Raw genomic sequence first — 19,630 nt, 5'->3', positions numbered from 1 at the left:
GCTACTCCCGCTCCGTGCGCGGGAGGTGCGCGAAAGCCAGGTGCTTGCCCTCGTATTCGGCGAGCGACAGCAGTGTCTCGGCGATGTGCGCGGTCTGCACGGTGCCACCCGCGGCCGCCCGCATCCTGGCGTGCATCAGCAGCGGCGGCAGCTTGCGCCACTGCGTGACCGCACGTTCCCAGTGGTCGCGTCCGGCCGCGTCGAGCAGCTCGGGGTCGAGGTCGGCGGCCCACAGCAGCAGTTCGCGCTGACGCAGCGCCTGCCACAGATCGTCCAGCTGGGTGAAATCGTCTGGTGTCGAAGCGAACTGGTAGCGGCTGGCCAGCGCAATGAGCGCGTCAGCGCCCACCAGACGATCCTCGCGGGGTGACAGTGGCGCGACCGGATGGGATTCCAGCCACCGGTAGGTCTTGCCGAGATGAATCGCGTCGGAACCGGCCATCGCCCGTTCGCGCAGCAGCGCGACCGTGTCGTCTCGGCCGAGGCCGACCGACCATTCGCGTAGCTCCGCCGCCGAAAGCACCGGAATCCGTTGCCCGGTCTGCTTGCCGAGCTCGGTGGTCATCGTCAGCGGATCTTCCACCACCCAGCCCTCGATGGTCTCGACGATGGCCAGCCAGTGCGGCGCGTGCCAGCGCTGATACCCGTGCTGCCACGGCAGGTGGAAGACGTCGGCGAGCAGCACCACCGAACCGTGCTCGGCCACTTGCTCTTCGAGCGCGTGACAGGCCGTCGCCCAGTCGTCGTCGCCGTTCACGCGCAGGCCCAACGCGGGCAGCGGCGGGGTCGCGTCGTGCTCGAACAGCAGCAGGTCGTCCTCGGCGGGGCGCACCGACAGGGTCGGCCCGCCCGCGAGTAGCGGCCGCCACCACCGGGTTTCGCCGCGCGCCACCAGCGCGCTGGCCAGCGCCGCGGTGAAGCAGGTCAGCTTGTCGCCGTGGGTGGCGAGGGCCGTCGTCATTTCGCGCCCCGGAGGGTGCCGTCGAGGTAGGCGGTGCGTGAGGCCGAGCGTTGGATCTTGCCGCTCGAGGTGCGCGGGATCGTGCCAGGGCCGAGCAGCACCACCTCGTGCACACCCACATCGTGAATGCTGAAAATGGCCTGGCGCACCGCGTTTCGCAGTTCCTCTGCGGTCGTTTCGTCGCCACCGGGGATCCTGGCCTCGATGAGCACCACGATCTTTTCCTGCACGCCGACCTCGACGGAGAAGGCCGAGCACCGGCCGGGCAGCACCAGCGAATGCGCCTTCTCGGCCGCGTCCTCCAGGTCCGGCGGATAGTAGTTCCGGCCGTCGATGATGATCAGGTCCTTGAGCCGGGTGGTCGGATAGACCTCGCCCTCGTGCCGGAACCCGATATCGCCGGTGCGCAGGTAATACTTGCCGTCGCGCGGCGAAAGCTCGCCGCGGAAGGTGTACTCGGTCTCTTCGGGCCGGTTGTAGTAGCCCGTGCAGACGGCGGGGCCGGACACCCAGATTTCGCCGAGCCGGTCGTCGGGCAGTGCCTGCTTGGTCTCCGGGTCCACGATCTGGATCGTGGTGCCGGGTGCCGCCGCGCCACCGCTGACGATGTCCGCGCCATCCTTGGCGACGACCACCTGACCCGAGGCGAGCGCCGCGCGATCCACCGTGACGGTCTGTACGCCGGACAGGGTGCGCCAGTTCACCGACACGATCAGCGTCGACTCGGCCAGCCCGTACCCGGCGATCAGCGTCGACCGGGCCAGGCCATGGCCTGCGAACGCCGCGTGGAACTTGTCAATGGTGCTCACCCGCACCGGCTCCGCGCCGGAGAGGGCATAGCGCCAGCGGCTCAGGTCGATGCCTTCGAGTTCCTTCGGGCCGATGCGTTCGGCGCACAGCTCGTAGCCGACGTTCGGGGAGGCCGCGAAGACCTGCGCGGGGTTGTCGCTGATCGCCTGCAGCCAGCGCTCCGGCCTGCGCAGGAACGACGTCGGCGACATCTGCACCACGCCGTGGCCGCTGATGATCGGCATGACAACGCCGACCATCAGACCCATGTCGTGGAACAGCGGCAGCCAGCTGACGAAACCGACCTCGTCTTCGGCGCAAATGCCGACGTGGTACATCATTTCGTAGACCTGCCTGGCGTTGTCGAGCAGTCCGCGATGCGGCACCATCACCCCGGCGGGCGTGCGGGTGGAGCCGGAGGTGTACTGCAGCAAGGCGATCTGCTCGCGGTCCACCAGGACCGGCTCCCAGTCGATCGCGAGTTTCTCGTCGACCTCGCCGGTGGTGACGATGAGCCGGGTCGTGTCGGTCGGCGAATTGTCCAGCCACGCCGTCACATTCGCGAGCGCGCCGTCGGTGGTCACGATGCAGGCCGGGTCGGCGTCGACGCAGACCGCGTCGATGCGCCCGTTGGCGTTGTGCGCGCTCGGCGGATACAGCGGCACCGCGATGATTCCGGCGTAGAGGCAGCCGAAGAACGCCTGCACATACTCCAGGCCCGGCGGCAGGAGCAGCACGGCCCGGTCGCCGGGGTGCGCGACCTGGAGCAAGGTGGCCGCGTATGCCCTTGCCGCGCGGTCGATCTCGGCGTAGGTCAGCGACTCGGTCACCCCGTGCTTCGAGGTCGAATCCGGGTAGCTCAGGAAGCTGTAGGCGACCTTGTTCGGCCGTTGCGCGGCCTGGTTTGTCAACGCGCGCACCAACGTGTCGTATTCGAGCGCGCCCCCGGTGAGCAGTGTCGTGGTCATACTCCGACCTCCTGTGGTGACGGCGCGGCGAGGAAGCCGACCTTCCGGAAGTAATCCAGGTAGCGGATGAACAGGTCGCGGGAGACCGGCGGGCAGTGCACGCCGACCCCATCCAGTGCGCTGACGGCCTTGTCGACGTCGAACTGGATCAGCGGAGTGAGCCCGTCGTTGGCGCTCAACAGGCTCAGCACGCTGAAGGACGCCGATCCCGGTCCCGCGCTGGCGGCGTGGGCGGCGATCGCGTCGCGCCACTGGTCGAGCGGGACCAGTCGCACCGGCCAGCCGCTCTCCCGCAGCCAGCCGATGGCGTCGGTGAAGGTGCATGGCCGCGGGTTACGCAGGTGGTAGATGTGCGCGCCCGGCTGTGGGGTGCGCGCCAGCTCGACCATGGCCGAGCCGGTGAAGTCGGCCGGGGCCAGGTCGACCGCGAAGTCGACCTCCGGCGCGAGACCCACCTCCTGGCTGGCCTTGACGAGCAGCCAGAAGAAGTCGCTGGTCTGGCAGGCGCCGGTGCGGCTGTCGCCGCCGATGCGGCCCAGCCGGAACACGCTCACCGGCAGGCCGCGCTCCCCCGCCTCGGTGACCAGTCGCTCGGAAACCCACTTGCTGCGCAGATATCCGAGGGAAAGCTGCGAGGAGTCCTGCGCCGGTAGCGGTTCGGCGACCCGGCCGTCGACCGCGTCGCCGGGGCCGAGCACATACAGCGAGGACACGAAATGCAGTGGGGCGCCACTGGTTCGAGCCAGCGTGATGAGCTCCAGGGTGCCCTGGACGTTGGCCGCCTCCAGCACCCGGTACGGCAGCGCGAAGTTCACCTGCGCGCCGTTGTGATAGATCGCGTCGATGGTGCGGCCGAGCAGCAGGAACTGCTTCTCGGACAGGCCGAGTCGCGGCGCCGCGAGGTCGCCGAGGACCGGGATCACCCGGTCGAACGCCTCGCGCGGCAACTCGTAGCTGTCGAAGGTGGCGGCCAGCCGCGCTAGACCTTCTTCGCGGCTGTCGGCCCGCACCAGGCAGTGCACGCGGGAGTCGGTGCGCGCCAGCAGTTCATGCAGCAGGAACGCGCCGACGAAGCCGGTGGCGCCGGTGAGCAGCACCTCGCCTGTGCTTGGCGGTGTGCCCGTCCACGGTGCGGCGGGCCACGATTCGATCGCGGCGGCCACCTCGGCTTCGAGGTCGATCGCTTCCTCGGCTGCCGTCTCGCCGGCCAGCAGCGCGACCACACCGGCCACCGTCGGCCGGGCGAACAGCGAGCCGAGCGGAATGTCCTCGCCGAAGGTCTGTTTCAGCCGCAGGATCAGCTGGGCCGCCAGCAGCGAGTGGCCGCCGAGGTCGAAGAAGTTGTCCTCGCGGCCGACCCGGGGGATGCCGAGGACGTGCGCGAAGACGCCCGCGACGCGCTGCTCTAGGGGGGTGCGCGGCGGCTCGTACTCCAGGGTGTTGCGGCGTAGCACCGGTGCGGGCAGTGCGCGTCGATCCAGTTTTCCGTTGGTGGTCAACGGGAATTCGTCCAGCACGAGGACCGCGGCGGGCACCATGTGCTGCGGCAGTCGCCGCGCCAGGTGGGCGCGCACGTCGACGACCAGGTCGTCGCGGGCCTTGACCCGCAACGGATCCGAGATGACGAGGTCGTCCGGCCATTCGGCGTCGCGTGCCCCGGGGACGGACGGCAATGCCACGTCCCAGCCGGTCACCACCACGTCGTAGCGTCCGCCCGGGCGGCGCAGCGCCTCGATCCGGTACGGCACCCGATCGGCAAGGGCGAGATAGTCTTCCGGGCTGACGCCGCCGGAATCGGCGAGCGCGGCGCGGAGCTGCGCGGCACCGGCCCGGCCGCGCGACAACTCGGCGACCACCGCGAGCGGACCGGCCACCCTGGCGTCGAGGACGTCGGCGATCAGCACCGCCGCGGGCCGATCCCGGTCGAGCAGTTCGGCCAGCAGCTGCGGTGTTGTCGACGCGTCCAACAGCTTCGGCCGCACCGGCAGACCACGCTGGCCCGCGAACAACACCGCGTCATAGCGGAATCGGGACATCTCGTTGAGGTACTCGCCGCGCTTGAGCCGGATCCTGGAGCCGGACAGCGTCGGATGGGTCGCCACGAAATCTTCGAAATACCGTGGCGCGACCACCAATTCGGCATCCCGATCCAGGGCGGCCCGCACGGCGGGGGCGAGCTCGGCGGCACCGGCGGTCGGTGCGTTGATAGCCTCGACGGTCGCGTGGAACGCCTCGCTGAGGGTGAGGTCGCGGACGTCGCCGACGAACAGCACGCCTTCGGGGGCGAGCAGGCCGACGACCGAATCCAGCACCCGGGTCAGGTAGTCGGCGCTCGGGAAGTACTGCACCACCGAGTTGATCAGGATGACGTCGTACGGTCCGGCGACGTCGTAGGGCAGTTCGTCGGCGGCGCACCGGTCGAGCCGGACGTGCTGGAGATCGGCGTTGCCCTCGACGATCTTCGTGCGCACGTTCTCGATGGCCGAGGCGGAGACATCGGTGGCGTCGTAGACGGCGCACTGCGGTGCCAGCCGGGAAAGCAACAGGCCGGTGCCGCAGCCGATTTCGAGTACCCGTTGCGGGGCGAGGCTGCGCACCGCGGCGACGGTCGCGTCCACCCATTCCCGCATGTGCTCCTCGGGGATGGCGGCATTGGTGTACGAGTCGTTCCAGCCGGAGATGTCGAAATCGGCGTCGCCGTCGTGGCCTTGGCGATAGGTGCTGTTGAACACGATCTGCCAGTTGGCGACCTGGTCCTGCTCCGCGACGGCCGCGTCGGCGGTCGCGTCGCCCGGCGTGAAATAGGCGACCAGGGACAGGCTTCCGCCGGTGTCCTTGCGGGCCAGCACGACCGACTGATCGACGCCGGGGTGCGCGGTGATCGCGGCTTCGATCTCGCCGAGTTCGATGCGGAAACCACGCACCTTCACCTGCTGATCGATGCGGCCCAGGTATTCGAGGTCGCCGTCGGCTCTGCGGCGGGCGAGGTCGCCGGTCCGATAGACGCGGTGGCCGAGCACCGGGCTGTGCACGAACCGTTCGGCGGTGAGGTCGTCGCGGTTCAGGTAGCCGCGCCCGACGCCGGGCCCGGACACGAGCATCTCTCCGGCTACGCCGTCCGGCACCGGGCGGCCCGCCGGGTCGACGATCAGCACGCCGAGATCGGGCAGCGGGACGCCGATCAGGCTGCCCGCCGCCGACTCCACGTCGGCGCGGGTGAGTTCGCGGTAGGTGACGTGCACGGTCGTCTCGGTGATGCCGTACATGTTCACCAGCCGGGCGGCTTCGCCGAAACGATCGAACCACGGTGTGAGCGTGGATAAATCGAGCGCTTCGCCGCCGAAGATTATCCAGCGCACCGCGAGTTCGATGCCCGGCGTGTTCTCCAGCGCGCGCAGCAGCTGGGTGAACGCCGACGGTGTCTGGTTGAGCACCGTGACCTGTTCGCGGGCAAGCAGTTCCGCGAATTCGGCGGTGGACCGGCTGACCGAGCCGGGTACCACGACGAGGCGTCCGCCGTAGAGCAGCGCGCCCCACATCTCCCAGACGGCGAAGTCGAAGGAATACGAGTGGAACATCGTCCAGACGTCGGCCGGGCCGAAGTCGTACCAGCGGGCGGTCGTCGAGAACAGGCGAACCACGTTGGCGTGCTTGATGACAACGCCCTTCGGGACGCCGGTGGAGCCCGAGGTGTAGATGACGTAGCACGGGTCGTGCGGCCCGGCCTTCTCCAGCGGGAGGTCGGGCACGATCACGTTGGCTTGCTGGTCGATGAGCAGGAGTTCGGGACCCGACGCCGAGGCCGAGACGAGCGAGCTGTGGCTGATCACCAGCCGCGCACCGGAGTCGGCGATCATGAATTCGATCCGGTCGGCCGGGTACATCGGGTCCAGCGGGACGTAGGCGGCGCCGGCGCGCAGCACCGCGAGGATGGCGACGACCACGTCGGCGGAGCGGTCGAGGTGGATGCCGACGAACGAGCCACGGCCGACGCCGCGGGCGCGCAGGCGCTGGGCCAGCAGGTGGGCGGCCGCCGCGAGCTCGCCGTAGCTCAGGGCGTTGTCGCCGAAGGTGAGCGCCACCGCGTCGGGGGTTTGGATCGCCTGCGCCGCGAAGAGCTCGTGCAGGGTGCGGGCGGGTTCGGCGGCGGGCTCGCTGGGCAGTGCCGCGGCGATGGCTCGTTCCCGCTCGTCTGCTTCGAGGAAGTCGAGTTCCGGCAGCGCGGTGTCGGGGTTGGCGACCACCGCGGTCAGCAGGGCGACGAAGTGGCGCGCGATGGCGGCGACGGTCGGCTCGTCGTAGAGGTCGACGTCGTACTCGAACGCGCCGACCAGTTCCGCGCCGACCTGGCGCAGCGTCACCAGCACGTCGAATTTGGTTGTGCCAGAATGCACTTCGACGTACTCGGCGCTGAGCCCGGGGATGGCGAGTTCGGGCAGCGCGGTGTTCTGCAGCACAACGGCGGTGCGGAACAGCGGCGAATGGCTCAGTTCCCGATCGGGGCGCATGTGCTCGACGACGAGGTCGAACGGCACCTCCTGGTGATCGAACGCGTCGAAGACGACCCGCTGCTCCCTGGTCAGCAGTTCACGGAAGGTCGGCGCGCCGGACAGGTCCGTGCGCAGCGCGAGCGCGTTCACGAAGAACCCGATGAGCGGCTCGATCTCGGGCCTGGTCCGGCCTGCGATCGGCGTGCCGACGGTGATGTCCTCCGCGCCGGTGTAATAGCGAAGCAGCGCTTTGAATCCCGCCATCAACGCGATGAACAGGGTGGCGGGGCGGTCGTTCACCCTGACCTCGTCGGCGAGGCGCCGCAGGCCGGACAGCACCGGCGCCGGGATGGTGAACAGCACTCGGGCGCCACGGTTTTCCGGCTCCAGCGCACGCGGCCGGTCGGGATGGAAGGTCACCAGCGGCGGCTCGTCGCCGAGCACGCCACGCCAGTAGTCGAGGTCGGCGCCGAACTTGTCCTGCTGCGCGAGATCCTGCAGCCAGGTCGCGTAGTCGGGGTACTGCAGCGGCAGCGCCGGCAGTTCGGGGAGGTGCTTGCCCGCCGTGAGATCGGCGTAGGCGGACATCAATTCGGTGGCGAACACCCCGAGCGACCAGCCGTCGGAAATGATGTGGTGCATGGCGACGGCGAAGATCGAGTCGTCCTCGCTCAGCCGCACCAGCAGCACCTCGACCAGTCGACCGGACAGGTCGAACACGGTCCGGCTGAACTGCTCGACCTGCGCGGTCGCGTCCGCCAATGGTCGATTCGGATCCAGCTGCGACGACGACACCATGGTCATCGGCAGCGGCGCCACCGGCCCGACCACCTGAACCGGAACACCGTCGCGCACTTCGATGCTGGTGCGCAGCGACTCGTGCCGGGCGACGACCAGCGACAGCGCGCCCTGCAGGGCCGCGACGTCGAGATGGCCGCGCAGGCGCAGCGCCAGCGGCATGGTGTAGGTCGCCCGATCCGGGAACAGCTGTTCCAGGAACCAGATTCGCTGCTGCGCGGCCGAAAGCGGCGCGGCGGCAGTAGCATCGGGGCGGCGTGGAATACCGGCCCGCGGCGTGCCGCCCGCGGCCCAGCGCCGCAGCAACGCGCGACGGGAGGCGCCGGTGTCGACGAGTTCAGGCATTGTTGCTCCGTTCTTCGGCCGCCCCCGGCTGGTTGAGCAGCAACTCGACCTCGCTGTCGGACAGTTCGTCCAACCGCTGCATCAGATGCGCGGCGATGGCGTCGGCCATCCCCGCCGCTGTCGGGCTGGCGAACAGTTCGCCGAGTGCGAGATCCAACGGGAAGATGGACCGCAGCTGCGTCGCGACGTGCACGGCGAGTAGCGAATCTCCGCCCAGTTCGAAGAAGTTGGCGTCGGTGCCGACCTGCTCGATGCCGAGCGCCGCGCACCACACCGCGACGACCTGGTTGCGCACCGAGACGACGAAATCGTCCTCGTCGGAGGAGGCGGTGGGCTCGCTGTCGACCGGTGCCGGTGCGGCGGGCTCGGCTGGTTCGATACGCCGGGGCCGGGTTGCAGTGATTTCGGGCGGGTCGACCCAATAGCGCTTCAGGGCAAAGGGATACGTCGGCAAGCTGACCGATACCGGGGTCTCGCCGCCGTAGATGGCGTCGAAATCGACCGCGACACCGGACAACCACAGTCGGGCCGCCGCATCGACGATCGCGGTCTCCGGTGCGCCCGCACCGAGACCGATACCGAGCGTGCCGACCGTCGCCGCGGCGCGATCGGCGGTGCGCAGGAACGAGACGAGGGACTTGCCGGGGCCGACCTCCAGCGCGACGGTGCCCTGGTTCCGGCCGACCAAGCCGACTGCGGCCTCGCGGAAACGGACGGTGCTTGTCATCTGCCGGGACCAGTAGCCGGGGTCGACAGCCTGCTCGGCGGTGATCGGCGCGCCGGTGACGTTCGACCAGAACGGCACCCGCGGCGCCTGCCGCGGAACACCGCGCACCAGTTCGGCGAAGCGTGCCGCGGCCTCGTCCATGAGCGGGGTGTGGAACGCGTGCCCGACGGGCAGCAGCGAACTCGGCACGCCCTCCTCGGAGAGCTCACCGGCCAGCCGGAACAGGGCGGCGGGCGCACCCGCGACGACGCAGCGGCTGGCGGAGTTGTCGGCGGCGAGCCAGACGTCGTCCGGCAGGCGCTCGGCGATGATGTCCGCGCCCTTGGAGATCGCGAGCATGCCGCCGGGCGGTGCGGCCGCCATGATCCGGCCGCGCTCGACCACAAGTGCCAGCGCGTCGGCGAGCTCGAAGACGCCAGCGACGGTGGCGCAGACCAACTCGCCGAGGCTGTGCCCGAGCAGTTCCTTGGGTTCGGCGCCGAACTCGCGCCACATCTCGGCCAGTGCGTACTCGACCGCGAACAGTGCGACCTGAGACTGTTCGGTGCCCTCGGCATTGCGCACCGCGGCGTCCAGGTCGAAGCCCGCACGTGCACGGAGGATCTCGGCGCAGGCCCGGTACCGGTCGCCGAACGGGCGGACCGTCGCGGCGAGTTCGAGAACGGCCGCGCCGAGCGCGACACCTTGTCCGGGGAACAGCCAGGCCAGCGCGGGGGCGGGCAGGGCCTCCCCTGCCGCCGGCTTACTCAATGCGGCGGCGGCCTCCGCTGTTGTGTGTGCCACGACCATGCGGCGGTGCGGGAAGCGACGGCGGCCATGCGCCAAAGTCTGTGCCACCGAGGCCAGTTCGTCCGATGCCTCGCGCAGGTGCGCGGCGAGCCGAGCCGCGATCCGGTCGGCGTCCTGCGCGGTGCGACCCGAGATGAGCAGTGCGCGTGGGCCGGACCGCACCGGGGCGGCCGCCCGCGTCGGCGGTTGTTCGACGATCACATGGGCATTGGTCCCGCCGATGCCGAAGGCGCTCACCGCCGCCCGGCGCACCTCGCCCGACCAGGTCCGCAATTCGGTGTTGACGAAGAACGGGGTTGCGGCGAAGTCGATTTCGGGGTTCGGCCGGGTGTAGTGCAGGCTGGCCGGGATGCGGCCCTCGCGCACGGCGAGCACCGCCTTGATGAACCCGGCCACGCCGCCCGCCGAGTTGAGGTGGCCGACATTGGATTTCACCGAGCCGAGCGCGCAGTACTGGGCGGCCTCGGTGTGCTCGCGGTAGGCCGCGCTCAGCGCCGCCACCTCGATCGGGTCACCCAGTTTGGTTCCGGTGCCGTGTGCTTCGACGTAACCGATGGTGTCGGCACCGATTCCGGCCGCCGACAACGCTTCCCGGATCACGGCACGCTGACCGGCGATGCCGGGAGCGGTGAAGCCGATCTTGTTGCCGCCGTCGTTGTTCACCGCGGAACCGAGGATCACGGCGTGGATGTGGTCGCGGTCGGCGATCGCGTCGGCGAGCCGCTTGAGCACGACAACGCCGACACCCGAACCGAAGACGGTGCCGCCGGCCTCGGCATCGAATGCCCGGCAGTGACCGTCCGGCGAGAGGATCGAGCCCTCCTCGTAGATGTATCCGGCTTCCTGCGGTACCTGCACGCTCGCGCCGCCGGCCAGCGCCACGTCGCACTGGAAGTCGAGCAGCGCCTGCGCCGCCTGGTGCACGGCGACCAGCGAGGTGGAGCACGCCGTCTGCACCGCGACACTCGGCCCGGTCAGGTTCAGCTTGTAGGACACCCGGGTGGCCAGGTAGTCGGAGGCGTTGCCATGCAGCGCGTGCAGCTGCGAGCTCGGCGTCTGGAACAGGCTCGCGTGGGCGGCCAGGTTCCGCAGCAAGTAGGTGCTGATGCCCGCGCCCGCGAAAACACCCACCGGCGTGGGGTTTTCGGCGGCGATATGACCGGCGTCCTCCAATGCCTCCCACGCGCACAGCGTGAACAGCCGATGCTGCGGGTCGGTGAGTTGCGCTTCGCGCGGCGGCATTTCGAAGAACTCGGCGTCGAACTTGTCCGCGTCCGCCAGCAGCGCGCCCGCGTGCACGTATCCGGCAGGCGGGTCGACGGGCATGGACTCCGGGGCGAGCGGGCGCACCGATTCGCGGCCATCGCACAGGTTGCGCCAATAATCCTGGACCGTGTCCGCGTCGGGAAAGCGGCACGCCATGCCGATTACCGCGACCCGGAACTCGTTGTCGTCGTGTGTCATCGCTGGCTCCCAACGCTGTCCGGCATGGTCTCGGTCGCCTGACGGTGCGCGCGGCGGCGGGCGGCGGCCGCGCGCCGGTCCTGACCTCGGTCCGCGTCCTGCTGCGGGGCGGTGCGGCCGGCCAGCGACTTGGCCAGCCCGTCGACGGTCGGCGCCGCGAACAGGTCGGTCATCGCCAGGTCGACGCCCAGCCGGCGCTCGAGCAGGCCACGCACCCTGGCCAGCGCGAGCGAATGTCCGCCGAGGTCGAAGAAGTTCTGCCCGAGACCGATCTCGCGGTCGAGCACCTCCGCCCATACCTCGGCGACGACACGCTCGAGCTCGGTGCCCGGCGGGGTGTACACCGGCGCCGCGGCCGGGGCGATCTTCGGCAGCTTCGCGCGATCGAGCTTGCCGGTGAGGCCGCGCGGGAGGCTGTCGAGGACCAGGTAGGCCGACGGAATCATGTAGTCCGGCAACCGAGTACGCAGGAATGCCGAGAGCTCGAGGTAGTCGGGCTCCAGCGGGCCGTCCTGGGTGAGGTAGGCGACCAGCCTTGGCACGTCCGCATCGGCGTCGAGTACGACGGCGGCCTCGGCGACCGTCGGATGCGACCGCAGGAACGTCTCGGCCTCGCCCGGTTCCACCCGGTGGCCGCGGATCTTGACCTGGCGGTCCTTACGGCCGACGAAGACCAGCCTGCCGTCGGGCAGCCGCCGGGCGAGATCGCCGGTCCGGTAGTACGGCACACCGTTGGGGCCGGTGCCGAACACCTTCTCGGTGAGTTCCGGCCGATGCCAGTAGCCGAGCGCGACGTACGGGCTGCGCAGCGCGATCTCACCGTAAACCTCGGTGGGACGGCCACTTCCGTCGACCAGGTCGACCTCGACGCCCTCGACCGGGTGGCCGATCGGCACGCCGGCGCGGTCCGCGTCCTCGGGAGTGATGATGTGCTGCAACGCGACCGAGCATTCGGACGGGCCGTACAGGCTCACCAGCTGGCAGGCCGGGGCGAAATGCTTGCCGAAGTCGACGACGTCGCCGCGGACCACTTCCTCGCCGCCGAGCGCAACCAAGCGCAACGCGTCCGGTACCCATGGGCCGTCGGTGTCGCTGAGCAGGTAGCGGAAAAGCGTTGGCGTGCAGTGCAGCACGGTGACACCGGCGCGTTCGATCTCGTCGCGCAGACCGGCGGGGCCGAACAGGTGCGGGTCGATCACGTACAGTTCAGCCCCGGCCGCTACCGCGCCGAAGGAGTTCAGCACACCGGCGTCGAAGGTGTAACGGGCGGGCGCGGCCACGACGTCGTCGGGCCCGATACGCAGCCGCCGCGCGTAGGTGACGGCGTGAGCCAGCGCGTTGCCGCTGCTCTGCGCCACACCTTTCGGGCGGCCCGTCGAGCCGGACGTGTGCAGGATGTAGGCGAAATCGTCGGCGCTGATATGGGACTTCGCCCAGGTCGACAGGTCGTTGGTGGGCACCGTGCTCAGTGCGGGCCCCGGTCGGTCGGTGCGCCCGGACGCGGCGAAGACATGCGCGCCCCCGGCGACCGAGCGGGCCAGCTCCACGAGCGACGGATCGCACAGTAGCGCGGAAACGTCGGCCTCCTCCAGGATTTCGATCAGCCTGGCCTGCGGCGCACGCGGGTCGAGGGGCACGTACGCCACCCCCGCGCGCAGGGCCGCCCACACCGCGACGAAACTCTCCGGCGTGTGGTCGTAGAGCAGCGCGACGCGGCTGCCGTCGAGTCCGGCGCCGATCAGCTCCTTGGCGATAACGGCGGTGATCGCGTCGAGTTCGGCGAAGCTGGTCGTCCGGTCGCCCGCGCGCAGCGCCGGTGCGCTTCCGCGCAGGTCGATCACGGCGTCGAGCCGATCGATCAGCCGCTCGTCCGGATCCGCCTCGGGCACCATCGGGGAGCCGGGCAGGGCCCAGATCGCCTCGGCGGCAGCCTGATCCGGGTTCTCTAGGCCGATCTCGCCGACGAGTCGTTCCGGGTCGGCGACGATGCTCGCGAGCGCGGTCGCGTAGTGCCGCAGTGTCCGAGCGGCGGTCGGCGCGTCGTAGAGGTCGGCGCTGTATTCCAGGACGAGCTTCGTCGGGCCGTCGGTCTCGTCGACGGTGAGGTCGAGGTCCATCTTGGCCGTCGTGCGCGGCGCGTCCACCAGTTCGACGTCGAGGCCCGGCATGCCGAGAGACGGTGGGGGCGTGTTCAAGTAGTTGAACATGACCTGGGCGAGCGGGGTGCGGCTCATGTCCCTGGTCGGCACCATCGCCTCGATGACCTTCTCGAACGGCAGGTCCTGGTTGGCGTGCGCCGAAAGGACGGTCTTGCCGACGCGCGCGACCAGCGCGGTGAAGGTTTCCTCGGGGTCGACTTCGGTGCGCAGCGCGAGGGTGTTCAGGAAGCAGCCGACGAGCGGCTCGACGGCCGAGCGGGTGCGCCCGGCGATCGGCGAGGCGACGATCAGATCCTGTTGGCGGGTATAGCGATTCAACACGGTGTAGAAGGCGGCGAGCAGCACCGCGAAGGTGGTGACGCCGCTGCGGGCCGCGAGCGCGCGCACCTCGGCCATCACCTGCGGGTCGACCCCGAGCCGCTCGACCGCGCCACGAGAGGTGCGGCGCGCCGGACGTGGCCGGTCTCCGGGGATCTCGGTGACGGTCGGGTCGGCCAGCTCGGTCCGCCAGAAGTCCAGCTGTCCGTCGAGCCCGTCGGCGTTGCCGCGTTGCCAGCCCGCGTAGTCCGCGTACTGCACGACAAGCGGCGGTAGCTGCGATGGCACACCCGCGACCTGCGCCTGGTAGTGCGCCGAAACCTCGTGGCTCAGTACGGCAATGGACCAGCCGTCACACACGATGTGGTGCAGCGCGATGGCGAGCAGGTACTCGCCGGGCCCCGACTTGATGAGGTGGTATCGCCACACCGGTCCTTCGGCCAGATCGAACGGTGCGCGATAGACGCTTGCCGCGAGCTCGGCTTCGGCGGTGCCGCGCCGCTCCGGTGCGAGGGCGCTGAAGTCCGTGAACTCCAGTGGCCGTGGCGAATACGGGCGGATCACCTGACGCAGCTGCCCGTCCTCGGTGGTCCGATAGACGCTGCGCAGCACCTCGTGCCGTTGTTCGACAAGTGCCAGCGCCTTTTCCACCGCGGCGACGTCGAGCTCGCCGCGCAACCGCAGGCCGCCGGGCATGATGTAGGTCGCGTTGCCCGGATCCATCGTCTCCAGGAACCACAGGCGTTCCTGGGCGTAGGACACCGCAAGCAGCTCGCCGCCGGTACGCGGCGCGGCGCGCAGCGGCGGCAGCGAATCCTGCTCGGCGGACGCGGCTTCGATCAGCCGCGCCGCCGTCACGATCGTCGGGCTCTCGAACAGCTCGCGCAGCGAGATACTGACACCGAACTCGTCGAGGATCTGCGAAATCACCCGGGTTGCTGCCAGCGACGTGCCACCGAGCAGGAAAAAGTCGTCGTGGCGGCCGATTTCGGCACGCTCCAGCGCTTGGGACCAGAGGCCGGCGAGGCGGATCTCCCGCTCGCCGATGGGGGCCTCGAACACCACGTCGTCGGCGTCGTCCGAATCCGATTCGGCTGCTTCGTCATTCACGGTGTACGCACGCACCGGCAGCGCGGCGAGCAGCTCGTCCACCGGAGTTTTCGGTGCGGCTGCGGCCGCCGCCGCGATCGCGAGGAAGTCCTGCGCCAGGTCCGCCGCGGCGGTCGCGCCGAGCAGCTTCGTGTTGTACGTCAGGTGACAGACCAGTTCCGGCCCCGACTCGGCGACGTGCATGACGAGGTCATAGAGCGTGGCGCCGGTGTCGATGGTCTGCCACTCGACCGTCAGTCCCCACTCGCTCAGATCGGGGCGCTCCAGCATCTGCTGCACGAACAAGGTCTGGAATACCGGGCTGTAGGCCGGATCCCACGGCCCGCCGATGGCCTCGACGACCTGCTCGAACGGGACGGTCTCGTCGTCGTAGGCCGCCATCGCGCTGTCCCGGGTGCGGCGCAGCAGATCGAGGAAGGTCTGCCCGTCGGTGAGATCGGCGCGGACCGGGACGGTATTCACGAAGTGCCCGATGGTTTTCGCGAGTTCGGCGTACGGCCGGGCCGCCATCGGGATGCCGACGCAGAAGTCGCGCTGGCCCGTGCGCTGCGCCAATGTCAGCTCGTAGCAGGCCAACAGGAAGACGAACGGCGGAATCCCGTTGTCCGCCGCGCAGGCACGCACCGCGTCGACCACCTCGCGGGGGAACGAATTCTCCACGCGCGCACCGTTGTTACCCACGCGCCGCGGTCGGCGGCCGACGGAAAGGTCCAGCGGCGGCGCATCGCGCAGCAGCGCGGCGCGCCGCTCGACCGCCACCGTTTGCGATGCGGGCGTGCCGTGTTCGGCATTCCACACCGCGTAGTCGGCGTACTGCCGCGGCGGCACCGACAGGATGGTCTCCGCGCCGTGCCGGACGGCACCGTAGGCCGCCCACAGCTGATCGATCAGCAGCGCGATCGACAATCCGTCCAGCACCAGGTGATGCGCGACGACCGCGAGTATCCACTCCTGTTCGGCCAGCCGGATCAACGCCCAGCGCACCGGCGGCCGGTCCGCCAGCTCGAACGGCGCGGCGGCCAGGGACTCGAGCAGCTGCTCGACCGCCGCCGCCCGCGCCTTCGCGGGCACCAAGCGCAGATCCGGTGTCTGCCAGTCGGCACCCGCGACGTCGACGACCTCGGCCCGCAAACCCTCCGGCGTCTCCTTGAACACGGTGCGCAACGAGTGCTGCTGCGTGGTGACCGCGTCGGCGGCCGTACGCAACGCCGCGACATCGAGCGGGCCGGTGATCCGAATGCCAAGCGGCACATGGTAGATCGCGGCGTGACCGGCCAGCTGCTCGTGCAGCCAGATGCCGCGCTGCGCCGGAGTCGCCGGGAACGGCCCCGCGCCCTCGCGCAGCGGAATGGTGGTCGTGGAGATGCCCGCGGCGCGGCGTTCGCGCAAGCGAGCCAAGGCCAGGCTGCTAGCCGGTGAGTTCATGATCGCTCTCCAAAAGGGCTGCATCGGCTTGCTCGACCATGAGCTCCTCCAGCGCCGCCGCCACCTGAGCCACGGTCGGCTCCTGCAACATGCGCCGGAGCGCGAACTCGATCTCGAAGAGCTCGCGGAGCCTGCGGACGAACTGGGTAGCGGCCAGGGAATGCCCGCCGATGCGGAAGAAGTTCTCGAAGACGCCGACCTGCTCCAGCCCGAGCAGCTCGGCCCACATCTCGGCGACGACCTGCTCGTATTCGGTGCGCGGCGCGACATAGTCGGCGTCGGCGGTGAACAGATCCGTGCTCGCGCGCGAGACCGGGGCGGCCTCGACGCTCGGCACGCCGCCGACGATCCGATACGACTTGCGGTCGAACGGGTACAGCGGCAACCGGGCCTGCGGCCGCGTCGCCGCGTCCACGCCGGACCAGCGCGCCTCGTGCCCTCGGACATGCAGTTCGCCGAGCGCCGCAAGCATCACCGAAAGGTCGTCGACGTCGCGGACCAGCGACGGCACCGCCACTCCGGCCCGATCATGATGGCGGAGCAGGCTTTTCAGCATGCCGTTGAGCGCGGGGTGCGGGCCGATCTCGATGAAGGTGCCGATGTTGGCGTCGATCATGGCGCCGACCGCCTCGGCGAACTGCACCGGGCGCACCACCTGATCGGTCCAGTAGAGGCCGTTCAGTTGCGCGCCGTCGATCCGGCCGCCGGTGACGGTCGAGAAGAACGGAATGCTGCCCTCGCGAGGCTGGATGCACGGCATGTCCGTCGCGAATTCCGGCAGGCAGTCGCGCATCAGCGGCGAGTGGAAGGCGTAGCGGCCGGGCAGCCGGCGGGTCATGATCTGCTCGCCGTCGAGCCGGTGCAGGAAGCCGTCGACCGCGCCCGTGTTGCCCGAGATCAGCGTCCACTGCGGGCCGTTCGTGCCTGCCAGGTAAACCCGTTGCGGCAGTTCGAGTTCCGCGGCGGGCCGGTTGACCACGGCCATGCAGCCGTTGTCGCGCAGGCGCGCAGTGGCTTTGGCGCGTGCCGCGATGATCTGCGCGGCGGTGCGCAGGTCGATCGCACCGCAGACGTGCGCGGCGGCCACCTCGCCGACGCTGTGTCCCACCACGGCGGACGGGGTGATCCCCCACGACTGCCACAGCGCGGCCAGGGCGACCTGCAGGGCGAACAGCACCGGCTGTGCGGTGCCGGTGTCGGCGAGCGCCTCCTCCTCGCGACCACGGTCGAGCACGGCGAAGGTGGACCAGCCGAGCTCGATGCGCAGCTCGCGATCGACCGCGAGCAAGGCGTCACGAAACACCGGCTGATGACGAATCAGCTTGCGTCCCATGCCGATCCACTGATTGCCCTGCCCGGTGAAGACGAAGCCCACCTTGCCGGGGCCATTGCGCGGCACTCGGCCCGCGGCAGCGCCGAGTGGTAACGAACCGCCGGAGATCGAGGTCAGCTGCTCGGCCAGGTCCGCGTGACCGCGGGCGGTGACGGCGACCCGGAACGGATGTTGGGCCCGGCGCGCGGTCGAGGTCTGCGCGAGCTCGGCGATCGGCGCGGCCGACCCGTCGCGCAGCATGTCGATCCAGCTGTCGACCAGGTCGAGCGTCGACTGCTCGCTCCGGCCGGAAATGCTGACCAGATACGGCTTTTCGGGTGCGGCTACCGCCGGGCTCTTCGCTACCTGCGCCGACGCCCCGGTGAGGACGGCGTGCGCGTTGGTGCCGCCGAAGCCGAACGAGCTCACGCCCGCCAGCGCGCGGCCACGACGCTGCGGCCACACCTGGTTCTCGGCGGGCACGTTGAACGGCAGTTCGTCGAAAGCGATGTGCTTGCTCGGCGATTCGAAATTCAGGTTGGCGGGCACCTGCCCGTGGTGCAGCGCAAGAGCGGTCTTCACCAGGCCGGTGATGCCCGCGGCGGCCTCGAGGTGACCGACCACCGTCTTGGCGGAGCCGACGAGGAACTTGTCGTCGCGGTTCTCGGCGAAGACGGTGCCGAGCGCCCGCGCCTCGATGGCGTCGCCGAGGATGGTTCCGGTGCCGTGCGCCTCGATGTATTGCACGTCGCCCGGATTCACCCCGGCTCGCCGGTAGGCGCGACGCAGCACGTCGACCTGCGACTGATAGCTCGGCGCGGTCAGCCCGTTGGTACGGCCGTCCTGGTTGATCGCGGAACCGAGCAGCACCGCGTAGACCCGGTCGCCGTCCTGCTCGGCCTGCGCCAGCGGCTTCAGCACCACCGCGGCGCTGCCCTCGCCACGGACGTACCCATCGGCGCGATCGTCGAAGGTCTTGCACCGGCCGTCGGCGGCCATCATGCCCGCTCCGGCAAGCGATTCGGTGACCCGTGGGTCGAGGGTCATGTTGACGCCGCCGACCACCGCGACATCGCAGTCGCCGTCGTGCAGGCTGCGTAACGCCATGTGCAGCGCGACCAGCGACGACGAGCAGGCGGTGTCCACGCTGACGCTCGGGCCGCGCAGATCGTAGAGATAGGACAGCCGGTTTGCCGCGATACTGCTGGCATTGCCGGTGACCGCCGCGATCGGCATTCCGGACTCCGCGGGGTCGCCCATGCCGCGCGCGTAGTCGCCCGCGGTGATGCCGACGAAGGTGCCGGTCGAGGTCCCGGCCAGTCGCTCCACCGGCACGCCCGCGTCCTCGAAGGCGTCCGCGACGGTTTCCGCGAGCAGCCGATGCTGCGGATCCATCGCCGCGGCCTCGGCGTCGCCGATGCCGAAGTAGTTGGCGTCGAAGGCGTACGGGTCCGCGAAGAAGGAGCCGAACCACGAACCGCGCTCGTCGCGGCGGGCGCCGCCCGAGGGCCAGTCATGCCTGGCATCGGGTGCCTCGCCGACCAATTCGCGGCCGTGCCACAGGGTTTCCCACAGCTGTTCGGGTCCGCGCAGCCCGGGGAACGAGCAGCCGATGCCGATGATGGCCACCGGTTCCTGCGCGGCACCGGTGCGAGGCGGGCGCCCCCCGACTGCGGGCTCCCGATCCGCGGCATCTCGCGGCGCCGGTTCGACGTGGTCCTGTGCCGCGGCAAGACCTTCGGCCAGGGCGTGCACGGTCGGGTACTCCCAGGGGAGGTCCGGCGGTAGTGGTTTACCCATCCAGGTGGAAATCTTGCCGACGAATACCAAGGCGACCGCCGAGGTGAGCCCGAAACTCGAGAAAGGCTCACTCAGTGCGACGTCATCCGTGGCAATGTCCAATAAATCTCCGAGCGTTTCGGTGAGAAACAAACTGATCTCGTCGGCCGTCCGACGGGCCATTTCTGCAGACATC

6 protein-coding genes are annotated in these 19,630 nt (G+C 69.9%); all 6 read right to left on the bottom strand.

Annotation, left to right across the window (positions count from 1 at the left end; genetic code table 11):
• Position 1 precedes the first annotated feature (1 nt).
• From ACIA8C_RS35005 to ACIA8C_RS34980, 6 genes are read right to left on the bottom strand one after another with little or no spacing between them, the layout of a single operon-like run.
• Positions 2-961, bottom strand: coding sequence for a hypothetical protein (locus tag ACIA8C_RS35005; protein WP_397142271.1), 960 nt, complete (start codon positions 959-961; stop codon positions 2-4).
• Entirely contained in the window at positions 958-2,718 is a 1,761-nt protein-coding gene (locus ACIA8C_RS35000; protein ID WP_397142269.1) for a fatty acyl-AMP ligase, read from the bottom strand. The genes ACIA8C_RS35005 and ACIA8C_RS35000 overlap by 4 nt, the downstream gene beginning before the upstream one ends.
• Positions 2,715-8,351: an amino acid adenylation domain-containing protein gene (locus ACIA8C_RS34995; RefSeq protein WP_397142267.1), complete on the bottom strand. Its 5,637-nt coding sequence runs from the start codon at positions 8,349-8,351 to the stop codon at positions 2,715-2,717. Before ACIA8C_RS34995 ends, ACIA8C_RS35000 begins: the two co-directional genes overlap by 4 nt.
• A complete protein-coding gene (locus tag ACIA8C_RS34990) occupies positions 8,344-11,331 on the bottom strand; it encodes a type I polyketide synthase (RefSeq protein ID WP_397142265.1) in 2,988 nt (995 codons plus the stop codon). Before ACIA8C_RS34990 ends, ACIA8C_RS34995 begins: the two co-directional genes overlap by 8 nt.
• Positions 11,328-16,343, bottom strand: a complete 5,016-nt coding sequence (locus ACIA8C_RS34985; protein ID WP_397142263.1) for a condensation domain-containing protein — start codon at positions 16,341-16,343, stop codon at positions 11,328-11,330. The genes ACIA8C_RS34990 and ACIA8C_RS34985 overlap by 4 nt, the downstream gene beginning before the upstream one ends.
• On the bottom strand, positions 16,327-19,629 hold the full coding sequence (locus ACIA8C_RS34980) for a type I polyketide synthase (protein WP_397142261.1): 3,303 nt from the start codon (positions 19,627-19,629) through the stop codon (positions 16,327-16,329). The genes ACIA8C_RS34985 and ACIA8C_RS34980 overlap by 17 nt, the downstream gene beginning before the upstream one ends.
• Between the last annotated feature and the right edge of the window lies 1 nt (position 19,630).

Origin of the sequence: Nocardia sp. NPDC051321 (assembly GCF_044455225.1) — a bacterium.
Lineage (GTDB): Bacteria > Actinomycetota > Actinomycetes > Mycobacteriales > Mycobacteriaceae > Nocardia.
The sequence above is the reverse complement of the archived record's forward strand: the minus strand, read 5'-3'. Positions and strand labels throughout refer to the sequence as shown.

What these genes read in the sequence shown, in the direction of transcription:
- ACIA8C_RS34985 (WP_397142263.1), bottom strand. Translation starts at nt 16,343, where the DNA reads ATGAACTCACCGGCTAGCAGCCTGGCCTTGGCTCGCTTGCGCGAACGC.
- ACIA8C_RS34995 (WP_397142267.1), bottom strand. Translation starts at nt 8,351, where the DNA reads ATGCCTGAACTCGTCGACACCGGCGCCTCCCGTCGCGCGTTGCTGCGG.
- ACIA8C_RS35000 (WP_397142269.1), bottom strand. Translation starts at nt 2,718, where the DNA reads ATGACCACGACACTGCTCACCGGGGGCGCGCTCGAATACGACACGTTG.
- ACIA8C_RS34990 (WP_397142265.1), bottom strand. Translation starts at nt 11,331, where the DNA reads ATGACACACGACGACAACGAGTTCCGGGTCGCGGTAATCGGCATGGCG.
- ACIA8C_RS34980 (WP_397142261.1), bottom strand. Translation starts at nt 19,629, where the DNA reads ATGTCTGCAGAAATGGCCCGTCGGACGGCCGACGAGATCAGTTTGTTT.
- ACIA8C_RS35005 (WP_397142271.1), bottom strand. Translation starts at nt 961, where the DNA reads ATGACGACGGCCCTCGCCACCCACGGCGACAAGCTGACCTGCTTCACC.